Here is an 18029-nt window from a genome sequence, read left to right as displayed (position 1 = left end):
CTTCTTACCAACCTTGCAATCCAGCAGCTTTTGCCGCCTTATCAACATCAGCTTGCATATCTTTGGTAATTTCTGCACCGCTGGTATACTTGCCTGCATAATATTTCTGCATGGCCTCTTCCATTTTAAAACTGACTCCCGGAATATCTTGCAAGGCTTCCCAGAATGGAGCCGCTTTACCTGCAGCAAAATAGGCATTTGCTTCTGCTGTTGCCGGGTTCAATTCTACATTAAACCCCTTCCAGGAAGGAATTGTTTTAACTTCGGCCGAGTATGCTTTTTGTACTTCAGGACTTGCCACATAAGTTAAGAAGCCTTTCGCTGCATCGATATTCTTCGAACTTTTGAATATAAATAATCCACGTGGATCGGAGCTACCAATAACGCTTTCTGCACCAAATACCGGCAGCGGGAAGAATCCAAGCTGTGCATCAGGGAATTTCTTCAGGGTATCCGGAATAATCCAATCGGCTTGAACCACCATGCCTGCCTTGCCTGTCGCTACTCGCTCATTAGCCATATCGCTGGTAGTGGAGAATAAATCTGTGTTGTAGTAACCTTTCTTGTACAGCTCCGCCTGTTTATCCAGGAATTCATTCACACCAGGAATCTTATCCCAAGTGATTTGATGTGTGTTCAGCTTAGTCATGACATCTGGGTTTTTCTTGATTACGGAAGCCATTGCCGAGAACGGGAATAGCAATTCCGGCCATCCATCTTTCGATCCTAAAGCGACAGGAATCAATTTGGCTTGTTTCAGTTTTTCGCAAACGGCCAAAAACTCCTCCCAGGTTTTAGGAACGGCTAACCCTAAATCTGTGAATACCTTCTTGTTATAGAACACGCCGGATACATTAATACCCGAAACAGGAATTCCATAAGTCTTGCCATTCACTACATTATAATTTTGGGCGACAACGGGATTAACTTGTGAAAGGTAAGGCTGATCGGACAAGTCAAGTAGGTTCTTCTCTGCCTGTATCTTCTTCAATTTGGCTGTTTGACCGAAATAGAAGAACAGATCCGGTTCTTCGTGTGTAGCAATTCTTGTGAGAAGCAGCTTTTCAAACTCTGCTGCCGGAATTTCTTCGGTTTCTATTTTGTTGCCTGATTTTGTTTCATAATCGGTGATCATTTTCTTGTAAGTGCCGTCTTTCATCCAATCCGCGTTGATCATGAGTTTAAGTGTTACACTCTTTGCCGTTGGCATCTTTGTCGCAGAAGCAGCTCCTGTAGGAGCGGCTGTGTTCTTGGCTCCTCCGCAAGCGGTAAGTGTCATAAGCGCCGCAACCATTGTTGTAATAAAAAACATACCCGTCCGCTTTTTAATTTTTAACCCCTCCAAAATTTATGTTTAGGTATTCTTTACCTAAACCAAGTGTACATTGTTCCCGCATGCAGTTGAATAGAGGAAAGAAACTACTTGCATGGAAAATAGGTACCTTGCAAATGTGATATTTGCAGATAATTGAACACACTCTCCACTTGCTTCACTATAGTGGGATTCACTGTTGACTTAAGAGGGCGGTATGATAGAATTAACAAAAAGTTAATGGGATCATTCATAGATTGGGGGAGAAACCTTATGGGTTTGATGAGTATACGAACCAAGCTATTTATTACCATCACCATCTTTGTCAGCTTTATTATAAGCTCTATGACTTATTTGTATTATCATAAAGTTTCACTCTATATCTGGAGCCGGGCAGAGGCCAATGCCATCCAAACCTTGAAAAGTCTGACAACTTCTTTGGACCAATCAGTAAAAGATCTGGACAGAATCTCGGCACAAGTCGTATTTGATTCCAACATTTACGAGTTTTTTAAGAACCCGGCACTCTTTCCCAATACCTTTGAATCGGTTGCGCAACGAAAAGTATACGAGGATGTTCTACGTTCCATCAATAACCCTTGGCTGATCGCCAAAAACATCAGCGTCTTTAATCTAAAAGGAAAATTTGTTAAGGTTGGCATTTCATCAGAAACCAGCCTGGACCCTGCTCAATCAGATGTTATAGCACCATGGATTTCAAAAACAATTGATAAAGACGGGGACAAGCTGTTAACACTACCTCATTCAAACTATCAGGATCCGAATCGCTTGTTTTTCTCCCTATCCCGTTGTTTATGTGATGAAACCTTGCATCAGGCAGGAATTGGGATCGTTGAAGTTCAACAATCTTATGAAAAACTTAAACAGCTCGTTGAAGAGGGATTGCCCCCCTCATCACATTATGAAGCCTATATTATGGATGACGACGGGGGGATTTTCTTTCCGGTGGATGATACCGAGATAAAAACGATTCTACCCTTCGATCGGGAGATAATACGTAATGGATCCGGCTATTTGCAACAAATTGAAAACCCAATTAGCCACTCCACATATATGATCAGTTACCAACACTCCGAGTATACAGGCTTGACCATCGCGATTTTGCAGCCGCTCAATTTATTGATGCAACCTATTCATCAATTGCGCTGGATCAGTATGCTCATTGCCTGTTTAGCTATATTCATAGCACTGCTGTTGGCATTTTTCATTGCATCCAGAATCACTGCCCCGATTCAATTTTTGCAGAGATATGTACTTAAAATGGATTTAGAGAGTTTATCCGTTATGCCAATGAATAAAATGAAGTTTTCCAGAGAGATTTATGAGCTTTCGCAAGCCTTTTCCAACATGAATCTTCGGCTCAATCATTCGATGAATGATTTGCTTGAAGCGAATTACCGGGAGAATATGGCGCAAATCCAGGCCATGCAGGCGCAGATGAATCCGCATTTCTTGTATAATACTTTAACCATCATCGGGCTAAAGGCCAAAGAGTTAAAAGTTAACGAACTCTACGAAATGAGTCTGAAGTTGGCCTCGATGCTCCGTTATATCTCTAAGCCGGTTCTACATCAAGTCGAGCTGCAGGAGGAATATCAGCATGTTGTTTCTTATCTGGAGCTTATGCAATACCGGTATGAAGGAAATTTAAGTTATACGATTCAAATGGACTCCAAACTCAAAAGAATTACCGTACCTATGCTGATTCTTCAACCGCTTGTTGAAAATTCTTTCGTTCATGGCTTTAACAATGTGCTTCCCCCTTATCATGTTTCAGTAAGCATCCAAACTTCCGATTCGAAAGCTGTGGATTGGATCATTACAATTATTGATAATGGTAACGGTTTCACCCCCATTAGTCTAACCAAGGTACAGCAATTAATTGACAGGTTACACAGTGAAACCGTCATAGAACTTCATCAACTGAACCTGAAATCGATCGGCGGACTGGGACTTGAGAACACATTGACACGTTATCGTCTCTTCTGGGGTAATCGTGTCAGATTTCAAATCCATAATCTACACGAAGGTATGGAAATTACCATAACAATTCACAAGGAGGATGACTATGTTTCGCATCATGATCGTTGAAGATGAGCCCCCTATTTCTCGCAACATCGCCGAGATGATTAGAGAGACTGACCCGGAATTTAAAGTTGTTGGCATTTATGGGAACGGCGAAGATGCTTTACTTGAACTCAATCTTGTTAAACCGCACGTATTATTAACCGATATCCATATGCCGATTATGGATGGATTGACACTTATCGAACATGTCAAACGGCTTAGCCCAGATGTGATTTGCTCCATCTTATCTGGGTATCAGGATTTTGAATACGCCAGGAATGCAGTCCGACTTGGCGTCAGTGATTACTTGTTAAAGCCCCCGACTAATGAAATAATCAAGGATTTTCTCGATAATATCAAGCGTCAGCTAATGAATGACAAGTCATTGATTGAAGCCGAATTATTAAAGTTGTGGAGTTCACCGAACAATACGGAATTACATTGGAGTCAATCCGATATAAACGCTCTGACCCAGGAATATTTTTATTTTTCCGATTATATTTTGCTTCATGTTTGGTGGCCTGAAGCAGTACCATATAACTTTACCAAAAGGGACAGTTGGAATCTGGCAAGTCAATTTTTAAGTTCCGACGAAAAGCAATACGAAATCCAATCCCCGTTGGAAAATGAACATATCTTTCTTTTGGGCACCCATGGATTAAATGCCCAGCGGCTGCAAGAATTAAGCGAGCTCATTGCATACCTCTTTGCTGGCAAATCCGTTTCTTTTACTTTAGCGCCAATCAGCCATCGTTTGACCGAAATAGCAGACAATTTAAAAAGAGTGCGCAAACAAGCCCATTTGATCAATAAAATAGGTGAAGCTTCCATAAGTAACATGGGAAACACCCAGGCATTTTCTGTACCAGGTAAAATGTCTATTCCACGCGAAATAGAACATTGCCTCATTACTTTTTTGGATCGCAAAAAAATCAACGAGTTTTTAAATGAACTGGAAAATTTATTGAGTATTTTATATAAAGAGTCAACTTCTCGTGCAGCTTGGCAAAAAACCATGCTCTCCTTGCTGCAATCATTGCAGTCCCATATCAAATCTACTCATTCAGCAAGTGCAGGAATAATAAAGACCAACGAGTATGAATTAGAAGAAATCATTGAACAGGCTACAGAGTACTCTTCACTGCTTAGTGGACTTAAAGAATGGTTTTCACACCTTTTTAACAGCGAAGGAGAGAATAAAGACGAAAGCGAATGGGTAGAAGAGTTGGAATGTTACTTACAAAACCATTATAAAGATAATATTGCTCTTGCTGACCTGGCAGATGCTTTTCACTTGAACCCGAAATATCTTAGTCGTGTATTCAAACGCAAGAAGAATCAATCGCCTCTAGATTATCTCGCGAATATTCGCATCGAAGAAGCCAAACGGCTTATTCGCAATCACCCCAGACTGCTCCTGAAAAATATTGCCGAGCAAGTGGGATATACCGACCCTTTTTATTTCAGTAAATTATTCAAACAATACTCAGGCTTAACTCCTACTGAATATAAAAAATCCCTAATGTGACAAAACTAACAGAAGGAACCCAATGAAAAAAGCCCACGAGCATATCTCTGCATAAAAGCAGGGAGTGCTCGAAAGGCCAGTGGGTAAATCTACTCTAATTAGTTGCTCTCTACGGAATGGACGTATATTGAATTTTAGGATTCCATGATGTAGCGTCAAAATAATTGTTCCCATTCTGATTCACTACAAAATAAAGATTGTTGGTTTGCGTGATTGGAACCGTTATGTCGTAGCTTACTCCCGTTGTATCCGCCCCCCCAATAAATTGCCAACCACTTGCCGGCCAAATCTGCGTGAAATCTCTGACGATTTTCACATTCACACCATCTCCACCAATACCGCTCGCTGATTTTCTCACCGTTCCTGTTAGCCGGATCGTTCCTGTTTTCGGGGCCTGCCATGACCTTACCGTATCATTCGTATCTGGCGTGTACCCCTTTTCACCACTAGTTGACCATAACATGACAAGTTGTCCATTATTCAAGCGATGCAAAAATGGTCCATCCGTAACATATTGTCCCTGATCACCTATTTTTGACCATGGGGCATCTGATGCTCGAAAGAGGAGTTGCGGTTCCCCACAGGTTCCATCCAAAGCCGGAATCAAAGGAATAGCATACATCTCCCCATCTTTACTTGAAGCCACTCCCTACAAAAAACCATCCAAACTTGATTGACTTCGTCTAAAATTTGCGTTGCTCGGCATTTATCCTCTGCTTTAAATGAAGCAAACATAAAGTACTTACCAAAATAGAAAAACACTTCGGGTGCCCAATAATGATGGTCTGCCCAAAATCCATGTTCCGGTCGGAATGCCAGAAATGGGCCCTCCCAGGTCAAAAGATCGTTACTTCGAAATACATCGAATCCTAAAGCCTTACCCTTCCACGCCGTTCGACCATCCGTTCCATTTAAATAATAGGTTTTATCAGATTCAACGGGCAAGAGAAAAGGATCTCTCAACTGAATTTCATAGAGTTTTAAAGACATCATATTTCCCCAAAACTAGGTTTGATTCCGCATTTTTCTTTTTGAAAAACCCCATGATTTCTTATTATATTTTTTTTGAATTAATGAATTCATAGTTAGTGCTAATGAAGAACAAGATACTCCAAACTAGCGGACTACCACTTCGTCTAATAAAATTTATGATAACGAACAAATGAAAATAGTATATGTTCACAAAAGTAAACAACAATTAACTACACGATCTTTCCCTGACTTATAAATTTGAGACATTAGATAAACCCGTGCAATTTGCACGGGTTTTATGACTTCATTCCTAACTCAATGCACCAACTTACCATCCCAAAACCGCACAACCCGCTTCGCCTGCTCCGCAACCTGCCGGTCATGCGTAATCACAATAATCGTCCGTCCCTGATCATTCAACCGACTGAAAATATCCATGATCTCAGCGCCCGTCTTCGAATCCAGCGCGCCGGTAGGCTCATCCGCCAAAATAATTGGCGGATCGCCTGCCAATGTGCGCGCAATAGCAACGCGCTGCTGCTGTCCGCCGGAGAGCTCCGAAGGAAAGTGTTTCCTCCGATCAAGCAGATCCACGGCTTCCAGCGCTTTCATTACCATTGGCTCACGCTGCTTTTTCGACATGCCCCGATAAATCAGCGGAAGCTCCACATTCTCATAAGCGCTCAAACTCGGCAGCAGGTTAAAACTCTGAAAAACAAACCCGATCTTCCGATTCCGAATCTCGGCCAGCTGTGAATCCTTAAGCGAATGAATCTGCTTCCCATCTAGTGTGTAGACCCCTTCATCCGAAACATCCAAACACCCGATGTTATTCATCAACGTGGACTTCCCGGAACCTGACGGTCCCATAATAGCAACATACTCACCATTTGCGATATCTAACGAAATGTCGTCCAACGCCCTTATGATTTCTCCACCCATATGGTAAAACTTACTCACATGCTCAAATTGTATTAATGCTGTCATTGTCTTCGCCCCCCATTATTTGATGCCAAATAAATGAAAAATACGATTCACCGACGTGTCGACCTCAACTTGTTGACCTTACCGTTTCGCCTTATAAAACTCATGATACAACTTCATTAACGCCCGCTTCTCAATCCGCGATACATACGAACGTGAAATCCCCAGCTCCTTTGCTATCTCGCGCTGCGTCCGCTCTTCTCCACCAAGCTCCAACCCGAACCTTCCGACTACGACTTCTTTCTCACGGTCGTCCAAAATTTCCAGATTTCTGTAAATTTTGGACTTTTCGATTTTCAGCTGAACTGCATCAACCACATCGTCAGCTTCGCTACCGAGGATATCGATGAGTGTAATCTCGTTCCCCTCTTTGTCTGTGCCAATTGGGTCATGCAAGGACACATCTTTCCGCGTTTTCTTCAAGGAGCGCAGATGCATCAGGATCTCGTTCTCGATACAACGTGCTGCAAAAGTCGCCAGCTTTGTCCCTTTGTTTGGAGAGAAGGATTCGATAGCTTTGATCAATCCAATCGTCCCGATGGAGATCAAATCTTCTCCTGTATTATCGAATTTTTTGAGGTTGTGAACACGAAACAACGTAAATAGCCTCGTTAGTGCCGTCAATTAAAAAGTAATAGCCTTACGATTTCTCGTAAGGCTGAATCGTGTTACTTATTTTATTTGTACAATACATAATTCGCAGCCGATAGCGCGGCAAAATCCCCTACTTGCTCACCAAGACCTGCAGGTACGATGCGACAAGCGTTTAGCGAATGCTGCAACGCTTCATCTCTTAAAGTATCCATCATTAAGCCCTTCAAGAGTTCTTCTTGGCGACTGTAAATACTCCCAATGACAATACATTCCGGATTTAATATATCTACCAGTAGTGCGAGGCCTCTCCCTAATTGTTTGGCTACAATTTGAAATACCTCAAACGCTAGTAGGTCACCTTGCTGTGCTGCTTCTGCCACATCTTGCGTGGTGATTTGGTGCAAATCTTCAACGGAGTTACAAAATAACGTCGTTTCTCCAATGACTAAATGATTGCGAGCCATAGATTGAGCTAGACGCGCAATACCACCACCACTACAAAAGCCTTCAAAAGATCCTATTTTACCGTATCCAATTGGTCCTTCATCTTCCAAACGAATATGTCCAACTTCTCCGGCCATATCATTCGTGCCCACGTACAATTTGCCATCTAAAATCAGTCCAGCCCCCATACCTGTGCCAAAAGTAAGGAAAACCATATTGTTGCAACCTTTGCCAGCCCCCCACTTCCATTCGGCAAGGGCACAAGCATTGGCATCATTTTGCAGCCCCGTAGGCACACGGTACTTCTCTTGAAAGGGACTTACGATATCAACGTGATCCCATGCAGGTAAATTTGGAGGGGATAGAATAGTACCCTTTCTACTATCCAACGGTCCACCGCAACTGATCCCGATTGCCGCTGGACTTACATCACCATTCTCATGAACAAGGTCATCCAGTACCTTAATTAATCTCGTTATCGTTTCCTGAGGCGACTCAGGAGTAGCAAATTTTCGCTTATCCACGATCGATACTCCATCCGATGACACCTTACCCAGACTAACCGCACATTTGGTTCCGCCAATATCAATGCCTGCTACAATTCTCATGATGGAAAAAACTCCTCTTCAAGCATCCGACAAAGCGCATGGTAGATTGGCAAATGCCACTCTTGAATATCAGGTGTAGAATCACTTGGCACCCGAATGGTTACCTCACACAGGTCTTTCATTTTTCCGCCTGATTTCCCTGTCATCCCGATAGTCCGCACGCCTTTCACCCGTGCAACCTGCATCGCCCGTATCACATTTGACGAGTTTCCGGATGTTGATAAGCCAAGTAAGATATCACCAGGCCGACCGTACCCATATACTTGCTGCGCGAATGTCATATCCGCTGCCATATCATTACTGTAAGCAGTCATTAAAGCTGACTGTGAGACAAGTGAAATAGCTGGAAGTGCCCCCTGTAGATGACTGGCAAGATAGTCTCCTTCTTCGGGAAATTGTTCCACGAACAGCGATTTCTCAGTTTGTGACAGTATTCGTTTCGACATGAAACCCTTCATCAGTTCACCGACGATATGACCGCTGTCAGACGCGCTACCGCCATTGCCGCAAATCAGCAATTTACCATTTAGGAGAAAGGATGCTTTTAGCATTTCAAAAGCGCTTTCTATATCGGTTTGGCACTCCTTCAATTCTGGATATTTCGTCAACATGGCTTGCAAGATGATTGACATATTTCTCCCCCTACTCTGACCATTCCAACATGTTCGTTTCCACGACAGGTCTTCGAGCGTCACGTGGAATTCGGAATGTTTTAATTTCACAGGGGTCAAAGGTAGCTTGAATGGTTCGATCCCATCTAGGCAGTCGAATCGTCACGTCTGTCTTCGTTTTTGTCGTTTCAAAACAACGAAGTATGATGTCGTCATTATCTTCGGCCTTTTTCATGGCACCAATGACGATATTAGCCTGATCAATTTGCAACAAAGAATCGGATTGCGCAAGTGTTCCTTCATGGTAAGTTTCAATTAATACAACAGGCGGTTGATTCAATTCCACCGCGCGATGTACCGTTTCAGCCTTTTCCCAAGTTCCTTGATGCGGATAAAGAGAATAGCGGAATTTATGCAAACCCTGATCCATAAATGAATACAAGCCTTCAGGATCAATATTTGCAGGATCGTGATGTGCATATACGGGACTTCTTAAGACTGTCATCGATAACTCATTATTATGAACGCTATAACTGTATTTCGCATCGTTTAACAAGCTCAATCCACACACAGTACCCGTTCCAGGAATTAATCCCGCTGCATCAACCCATGATTGACCAGATACTTCTTCTCCGTGATGAGGACGTTCGATGTGCCCATAAGGAATTTCAAAGGTGTATTTCATATTCGTTAAATGAACCGGGAAGACCAGCTTTAGCATTTTAAACTGCTCACGCCAATCGACGATGACACTTACATCTATCTGATCATGCTGAGGGTACATGGTGAAATCCTGAATAAGTTTGGAGCTACCGTATTGACTTGTAACGCGGATCACCGTTTTTACTGCTCCATGTTCTACACGTTTAATACTTACAGCTTTAAATTCACCAATCTCATCTTGGTAACGGGTCACATTGTGACTCCACGTATCGCTTCGATCCTCGATCACCACAGGCCGAGCCGGAGCTTTCAGAAACTCACATCCCGCGTTCTTATCATACAAACTGGTGATAAATCCAGTGGCAGGATCAAATTCTATGCGGAAATACTTATTTTCCATCGCATAATCATTGGACTTCATCTCAGTAGAGGAGTTTTTCTCCACGATCGTGCCTGGTCTTGGCGTTAATTTATATACGGCATATCCTAATGACGGCAGTTCTGCAATAAAACTAACGCGACATCTCCCATTCGTTGTGGCAAGAGATTGGACATTTTGAAAAGGAATAGATCTCCCAGCTGCATCTAGTAATACACAGGATTCATCATAGGTTGCAAGCTCTAATTCCACATTCACTTTGCTAGCCCAAGCGTTCGGATTAAAGACGACAATCGGCTTCATCCCTTCTTCTTGCTCGATGCCAATCTTCCAGGCAAGCGACTGAATCGCATAATTTAGACTGCGCTCCGCAATCGCGATCGCTTCCCCATACTCATTACGTGCGTCTTCATAGGCGGGCTCAATGCTCGTTCCTGCAAGAATATCATGAAATTGGTTGAACAAAACATTTTTCCATGCACGATCCAATTCGGTTGGATACGGTTGTCCCGTCATCCAATTCGCTAGTACGGAGAACTTCTCCGCCTTGACGAGCATGTTTTCCGCTTTACGATTCCATTGTTTAATCCCTGCATGTGCTGAAAAACAACCTACAGCATGCATTTGCAGCTCATCATGGACAACAGGGAAATTCGCAGAAGGCTTATCGATTTCGTCAAAAAATACATTCGGCGAACTGAAGGTTAGCTCAGGCATATCCTCTCGTCCATTGAGTTTACGAATACTTTCAATATTCTTCTTCGTCGGTCCTCCACCATGATTCCCAACGCCGTAAAAGCACATTAATTCGGACTGCGGCTCCTTCAATTCTGTCGCACATCTGGCCACATGCTGCTCCAAATCTTCCCACCATGTGCAATATTCAAACATGATGCGGAACGTCAATACACGTGATCCGTCATCGGATTCCCACCAGAACACACGTCCAGGCAATCCTTTTTCATGCGGACTAGGTCTCATAAAGACGTAATAGTCCATTCCGCTCTTTTTTAAAATTTGAGGAAGCATCCCATGATGTCCGAAGCTGTCGACATTATAGCCAACTTTGGCCGTTACGCCGAACTTTTCTTGGAAATAACGTTGGCCGTATAAGCCTTGGCGGACAAATGATTCACCGCTCGGTATATTACAATCCGGCTGGATCCACCAACCGCCAACCAGATGCCACCGTCCCTCGACAATCCGCGCTTTGATCTCTGCGAACATCTCAGGATCGTTAAGCTCTACCCACTCATAAATGGCTGCCGAACTTGAAGTAAAAAGAAAATCGTCGGATTCCTTCATCCGATCAAGAGCGGAGCGAAATGTTGCTTTTGTCTCTTGAAACCCTTCTTGCCATCTCCATAGCCAAACTGGATCCAAATGTGCATTGCCGATCATATGAAGCTTTTTATTAGTCACAGTATATTAACTCCTTCCGTATATTCCATGTTGATTCCTCGTGAGGACCGCATCGCCTTAGTCATCCTAAGGCGATGCATGTCAGTCCAAATCTAATTACTTATTCAGTAGTCTTGCAATCACGACAGCCGCTTGTGCACGCGTCGATGAATCACTCGGATAAAATTGGCTATTGTAACCTTCTATAATTCCAATACGCGATGCAAAGGCAACACCTGATGCTAGCGAAGCATCAATGGATACATAATCTGCGAATTGTTGGAGCTCCGCCGTGATGTTCGTCACTGGCTTGTAATCTTTGACCATGATGAGTACTCTCGCTGCAATGGTTGCCATCTCTGCACGGGTAATGTTTTCGTTAGGCGCGAATATCTCATCTGTTCGGCCATTGATAATTCCAGCTTTAGCTGCAGCATCAACGTATGGTTTGAACCAATCTGTGCCTTTAACATCTTTAAGAGAATATTCCGCAGTAGGATTTTCTAAATGAAATGCCTTTACAATCATCGTCGCAAACTCAGCACGCGTCACATTCTCGTTCGGTGCGAATACGCCTTGTTCGCGGCCTTGAATAATGCCTTTTGCCGCTGTGATCGCAATTTCTTTACCCGCCCAAGCGGATACGCTTGATGTGTCTGTGAAGTTCACTTTATTCTCCACAACAACATAGGAGGAAAACGATTTACGCTCAGCTTCAAAGTAGTTGCCTGCCGAATTGTAGCTTCCGCCATAATACTCCAGCTTGCCGTCTACAATTTTAGCTAGTACTAGTAGATCCGTATCCAAACCGTTCACATTCTCCATTGGAATCTTTAATGTGACTGGCTTTGCAAAGTTTACTTTGCGGTTACTCGTTTGCAAGAATTCAAAATCATAAACGTCTGAAGCTAATTTCGACAAGGTGAGTTGGCTAGCTTCACTTGTTGGCTTCTTGGTAATCGTCAACGTCGTGGTTTCTGTCAATTCATTCACATCTACGGAGAGCGTTAATCCATTTACTTTAATAGCTAAAAAGTCGATGCCAGCTTCCTTCGCTTTTTTGAATAAATCAACACTTAGCGGAACTTCTGATGTAGTCGCAGCTTGTGCTCCGAGGTCTAACGTCACAGTAACTTTAGCTTTCTCCGCGAGTGAAGTCGCTGCTGTTAATTCATCATTTAGCTGCTCCGCATTTTCTTTCACTGATTGGAAAAGGCTAGTTACTCCCTTCTCATCCAAGCTCAGCTTAGCTTTGCCATTCGTGACAGAGACTGCCCCAGAGACATCTAGTTGAGAAAGTTTCTCTATCGCTTCTTCAACCAGTTTTTTTGCCTGTTTATTGCTTAATTGCTCATCCAGTCCTGATTGAGTTTTTGTGAGTGCTGCAAGTGAAGATTTCAACTCATTTTGCACCTTGATGACCTGTTCAGGATCAACTGTCTTTACATCTGTTGTTGGTTGCGTTGGCGATGTTGGTGTCGTAGGTGTTGTTGGTGTTGAAGGCACTTCTGGATCTGTTGGATCTGTTGGATCTGTTGGTTCCTCTGGATTCTCCGTCTCATTTCCAGCAGCGCGAGTTATCGTTAGGCGATACTCGTATGTTTCAATTGCTGATTCAAGCGAAGTAAGTTGAACAGTAATGTTATTCGCACCTTCACTTAAATCAATTATTTTACCGCTATCTCCTGTTTGCACCTCACCGTTAATGCGAAGCACATCTGACTCGTTGGATGGCGTAGCTGTCAATACAATCTCCTCAACATCGTTAGCCACCTCTGCGGTGTATGCGTTAGTCGATAAGCTGAAGGCTGGATTTATACTTACCGCTCCTGCATTAATCGCTAGTTGAACTAGCGTTGGTTTCAGAGTTCCATTCGTAATGAAAATATCATCGATGTATCCTTTGACGATGCCAGTTCCTTCATTCCGATCATAATTAATCAAAATCTTATCAATCGTTCGATTGTTCAACCACAGTCCAATGTCGGATTGCACCAAATTCCAAGCTCCAACAGTGCCTCTTCCATTGGCCGGATGCAAACCTTCGCCTGCATAATCGACTGCGCCGCTATCCCGTAAGTTGCTGCCGTCCGACATGACAAAATCTACCGATACATATCGTCCCATTTCTGTTTCTGGGTAGAAATAATAACTCAATTTCGTATCTTTCGTGACAGGAATGTTCACATCATATGCCTTCCAAACACTGTGTGATTGCTCAGCACTATTGTCGGACCCAGCAAATTTAAGCGCGTTTCCGCCTGAATGCACACGATCACCTGAGACCGTAAGTGTAGGAAGGGCGGTTCCATTCTCCCCAGACACATTCTTCAGATTCTCGAACCCAGATAAATTAGGTTGACCCTCTACATCTTCCAACGAGGTTTCATATAAAATGCCTTCCGCTGGCGGCTCTGGGTCTACCGTATCTTCCGATTCATAGATTCGAATATCGTCGATATACCCTTCGTAAAGCCCGATGTAAGGATCGTCACCATAATCCATCACAATTTTATTAATCGTTTTACCAATTAAGTTATTCCCGACTGCCGTTGTTCCCAAATCTACAATAACTTCATTCCATTGACCAACGACTCCGCGTTTGTTTGCCGGGTGGAAACGTAAACCGTTTTGATCATTTTTATTGGAATCCCTCAAATCACCGCCGCCAGCAAACGTCATATCCACGATCGAATTTCTAGCACTGTCCCCGACAGGATAGAACCAATAACTAAGCTTCGTATCTTTGGTAATCACGACATTGACATCAAAGGCGCCTAAGTTGGCATAGGACATGCCATTTGCCTTGTCATCTCCGGAATATTTAATCGCGTTTTCCCCTGAATGCTTCTGTGTCCCGCTAAAAGCGATATTCGCGTTATCGATGTTAGAGACACCGTAATCATAAGATGTCGGTGGTGTTTCTCCTGCTTCGCCGCCGATAAAGAGACCTATGAAATCATTCTCTTCTTCGGCAGGTTCTTCATAGATTTGAATATCATCGATATAACCTTCATAAAGGCCTATATATGGGTCATCCCCATAATCAATGACAATTTTATTGATCGTTTTACCGATCAAATTGTTACCGTCAGCTGAGCCTAAGTCAACAATGACCTCGTTCCATTGACCAACAACCCCGCGCTTGTTCCCAGGATGGAACGTAATTCCGTTCTGGTCCTTTTTATTGGAACCCCTTAAATCTCCGCCGCCTGCGAACGTCATATCGACGATTGAATTTCTTGCGCTGTCCGCCACTGGATAGTACCAATAACGAAGCTTCGTATCCTTCGTCACCACAATGTTCGCATCAAATGCGCCTAGATTGGCATAGGACATGCCATTTGCTTTGTCATCACCTGAATATTTAATAGATCCATTCCCCGTATGCTTCTGTGCCCCACTAAAAGCAAGATTCGCGTTATCAATGTTCGAAACACCGTAGTCATAACTGGTCGGCTCAACATCCCCTGCTTCACCGCCATTGCTGAACTTAATCGGATTCGGTGGCTCATAATTAGTGAGAACAAGCTCATCAATCCAACCTTTAAACGGCCCAACGCCTGGATCATCTTCATAATCAAGCATAATCGTTTGGATCGTCTTGCCTTCTGCAAATGTCCCTACATTCACATTGATTTGTGTCCATTTCCCGACTTCACCGCGAGCATTCGAAGCATGCATACCAATGTTGTTCGAATCCTGGGCCCCCCCAATATCTCTCATTACCGAACCATCTGTGAAAATGAAATCAATCACAGCATGACGGGCTAATTCATTCTCAGGATGGAACCAATAGCTCAGTTTCGTCTTATCGGAGACAGGAAGATTTACATTTTTGTACAAGAAAAAGTTCGTATAAGAAGCCCCGCTGCTGTTATCTGTGCCAGCAAACAGGAGTGATTTGGAACCCGCATGTGGGAAACCACTGTTAACAGTTGCACTCGGATTGCCAGAATGGTAACCTGCCACTTGACGCTGCGCTTCCAACCCACCGTCTGGTCTGATCTCTCCGGCCTCAAATCCGTTGTTGAACAAAATACCTTCACCTAGCGGCGGTTTTGGCATTTCACCATTTGTGATGACAATATCATCGATAAATCCTGAAAATTCACCTGGACCTAGATTCGTTTCGAACCCGATCATAATTGTCTTAATGATTTTGCCATCCAAATTGGCATTTTGCCCGATATTCACTTTAACTTGTGACCATTGGTTCTTCGTTCCACGAGCATTTGTAGGATGCATGCCAACACCATCAAAGTCAGCAGCTCCCGAATCCCTCAGTGACCCATTGTCAGCCGTAATAAAATCAATCGCTGCGAATCGACCACGATCTGACGTTGGCTTAAACCAATAACTCAGTTTGGAATCAGCGGTAACAGGGATATTAACGCTAATCGCTTTGAAATAAGTAAAACTAGTTGTACCCACAGCTCCTGTAACATTTCCGGAGTATTTCATGGCCTTTTCGCCAGTAAACTTATCCTCGCTTGAAACTTCCAAGAGTGGATCATCATTTGGATTTACTAGGCCTGAAACGTTATTTTGGTTTTCAAACTCGCCTCTCCATGAGATTTGTTGCTCCCCTGTTTCAAAACCCGTTTTTAACAAAACTCCATTCTCATCTGGTTGAGCCGTTGGAGGTGTTGTTACTAGGGATACTGGTACATGTGGTGCTGGTTGATTCGCAGAGTTGTACACTTCAAATTCATAAATGTTGGCTTTACCCGAACCGTCTTCACTTTGCGTCGGTTTTGTAATATTCAATTTGACATATCTAGCTTCAATAGGTGCAGTGAGCGTCCGTTTGGTTGCATTAGACGTATTCCCATAAACCTCATCAGTGACCGACCAGTCAGTTCCATTCGTGCTGGCCAACAATTGAAAGTCCTTGGTGTTCAGTGAAGCATTCCCTTCAACACCCTCATGTAAAACTACCCACTGGTCAATTGTTTTTACACTGCCTAGATCAACCTGCAGCCATTTCGCTCCATTCTCCTCAGAAATCCACTTTTTACCGAATTTCGTCGTGCCATCAATGGCATTGAAAGGACGACCCACGACTTGATTGATTGACATTTCAAACGAACTTGCCGTTGCTTCTTGATTCATGGCAAGGTTTGCAGTGCCTGGCAGCCCCTCTTTGTTGCGATTAATCATATCCCAATACTTATTAATATCCATCTCATAATTGCCGGAATATAGCTGGCTTTCCCCTAACCAAAACAGCCCCAATAAATTAGGAATTGTCTGTGCATGAGAAAACATCAGCTGGATTTCGCCATCTGTGGCGTTGAGATTGGCATTCTCTCCAGCCACTTTATAGCCCTTTGCTGCTGCTAACTGGGCCATATACTTCATTGGACTCGGGAAATTCGGGTACCAATTCTCAGGCGCTTCAGCCCAACTGCACCAAGGAACAATCTCATCATCAGACAAGGATGTTTGTTCCGTCATGTCGATCTGTCTAGCCCAATCCAAACCTAGTGAGAACGAATTATCTTTCTCCGGTTGTGTTGAACCGTCTAATCCGTTAGCTAAAGCAGCCTCAATATCTCCTGGTCGCAGCCCCAGTGAAGGATACAGAATAGCCTTTTTCGCATTTGGAAAATTATCATGAAAAGCTTCTAACAATGAGTTCTGGTGCTGACCTAAGCTATTGAAATAAAAATCCAGAAAAGCTCGCGCTTTTGTATGATTCACATCATCGGGATCGCCCGGTTTCCAGGTTTTAATTAAATCCGGTTTTTTCGCATTCGCGCTTTCGGAGAATGCCCAATAAGAATTCCGATGGCCATTGTACGTTGCATCTGGATAACGCAGCTCATCCCAACCTAATCCGCCTACACGTACACCGTAAAAGTCATCTTTCATATCGCTAAAATTGGAAGCAAGCTGCTCAATATAATTAATCTGAGCGTCCTTTACCGCATCATTAAAAACGGCATCAGGCACGTTATTACCGATTCCCCCAACCCAAGTATCCCCATACTGATTGACGAATTTGGTATCCTCATTCAAATTAAATACCCATGAAGGCGGATACTGAAATCCAAGCTCAAAAAATACTTTGATGCCATTATCCTTATAACGCTTGATTTTCTTTTTCACACTATCTACATAAGATTGGCTGAAATGACCTTGTGTCGGCTCAAACTTATCCCAAAATACTTCCAACAAGGCAACGGAAATACCAGCATTTTTGTAATCTTCAATTTTCGCGAGATTTCCGCTTCCATTCATAACCCCATAGAAAGGAATGTCGGGCGATACAGATGCGGAGACTGATGAGATCGGTCCGATTGCCCCCATATTTTGGGCCAACATCAGCGCAAGCAGCGTAAATACTCTGACAACACGTGCTATGATTTGCATGAATTATCCCCTTTCTAAGTAACCAAGGTCAGCCGATTTGTACTCCCTCTTCGACTGACCTTGCATT

The 18029-nt window shown here is 43.3% G+C and carries 11 protein-coding genes; 2 read left to right on the top strand and 9 right to left on the bottom strand.

Features of this window, described 5'->3' with window-relative positions; genetic code table 11:
• Window positions 1-4: 4 nt before the first annotated feature.
• Window positions 5-1312, bottom strand: coding sequence for an ABC transporter substrate-binding protein (locus tag AC58UX_RS01375; protein ID WP_497248973.1), 1308 nt, complete (start codon window positions 1310-1312; stop codon window positions 5-7).
• Between the two features lie 273 nt (window positions 1313-1585).
• On the opposite strand from AC58UX_RS01375, the gene AC58UX_RS01370 reads away from it, so the two are divergent.
• Window positions 1586-3424 carry a cache domain-containing sensor histidine kinase gene (locus AC58UX_RS01370; RefSeq protein ID WP_497248971.1) on the top strand — a complete coding sequence of 613 codons (1839 nt, stop codon included), beginning with the start codon at window positions 1586-1588 and terminating at the stop codon, window positions 3422-3424.
• Window positions 3402-4928 carry a response regulator transcription factor gene (locus AC58UX_RS01365; protein WP_497248969.1) on the top strand — a complete coding sequence of 509 codons (1527 nt, stop codon included), beginning with the start codon at window positions 3402-3404 and terminating at the stop codon, window positions 4926-4928. The genes AC58UX_RS01370 and AC58UX_RS01365 overlap by 23 nt, the downstream gene beginning before the upstream one ends.
• A gap of 109 nt (window positions 4929-5037) precedes the next feature.
• Here AC58UX_RS01365 and AC58UX_RS01360 read toward each other — a convergent pair whose 3' ends face one another.
• The 8 genes from AC58UX_RS01360 to AC58UX_RS01325 form a co-directional block, all read right to left on the bottom strand.
• Complete coding sequence (locus AC58UX_RS01360; RefSeq protein ID WP_497248967.1) at window positions 5038-5550, bottom strand: hypothetical protein; 513 nt, start codon at window positions 5548-5550, stop codon at window positions 5038-5040.
• Window positions 5532-5918 carry a family 43 glycosylhydrolase gene (locus tag AC58UX_RS01355; protein WP_497248965.1) on the bottom strand — a complete coding sequence of 129 codons (387 nt, stop codon included), beginning with the start codon at window positions 5916-5918 and terminating at the stop codon, window positions 5532-5534. Before AC58UX_RS01355 ends, AC58UX_RS01360 begins: the two co-directional genes overlap by 19 nt.
• Before the next feature lie 297 nt (window positions 5919-6215).
• The gene (locus AC58UX_RS01350; RefSeq protein ID WP_497248963.1) at window positions 6216-6887 is read right to left on the bottom strand and encodes an ABC transporter ATP-binding protein; all 672 of its coding nucleotides are present in this window, start codon (window positions 6885-6887) and stop codon (window positions 6216-6218) included.
• A gap of 78 nt (window positions 6888-6965) precedes the next feature.
• Entirely contained in the window at window positions 6966-7508 is a 543-nt protein-coding gene (gene sigK / locus AC58UX_RS01345; RefSeq protein WP_497248961.1) for an RNA polymerase sporulation sigma factor SigK, read from the bottom strand.
• 53 nt (window positions 7509-7561) lie between these two features.
• Complete coding sequence (locus AC58UX_RS01340; protein WP_497248959.1) at window positions 7562-8530, bottom strand: ROK family protein; 969 nt, start codon at window positions 8528-8530, stop codon at window positions 7562-7564.
• Complete coding sequence (locus AC58UX_RS01335) at window positions 8527-9162, bottom strand: D-sedoheptulose-7-phosphate isomerase (RefSeq protein WP_497248957.1); 636 nt, start codon at window positions 9160-9162, stop codon at window positions 8527-8529. Before AC58UX_RS01335 ends, AC58UX_RS01340 begins: the two co-directional genes overlap by 4 nt.
• 10 nt (window positions 9163-9172) lie before the next feature.
• On the bottom strand, window positions 9173-11605 hold the full coding sequence (locus tag AC58UX_RS01330; RefSeq protein WP_497248955.1) for an alpha-mannosidase: 2433 nt from the start codon (window positions 11603-11605) through the stop codon (window positions 9173-9175).
• Between the two features lie 96 nt (window positions 11606-11701).
• On the bottom strand, window positions 11702-17962 hold the full coding sequence (locus AC58UX_RS01325; RefSeq protein WP_497248953.1) for an S-layer homology domain-containing protein: 6261 nt from the start codon (window positions 17960-17962) through the stop codon (window positions 11702-11704).
• Between the last annotated feature and the right edge of the window lie 67 nt (window positions 17963-18029).

It is taken from the genome of Paenibacillus sp. J22P90, assembly GCF_059692195.1.
The sequence above is the reverse complement of the archived record's forward strand: the minus strand, read 5'-3'. Positions and strand labels throughout refer to the sequence as shown.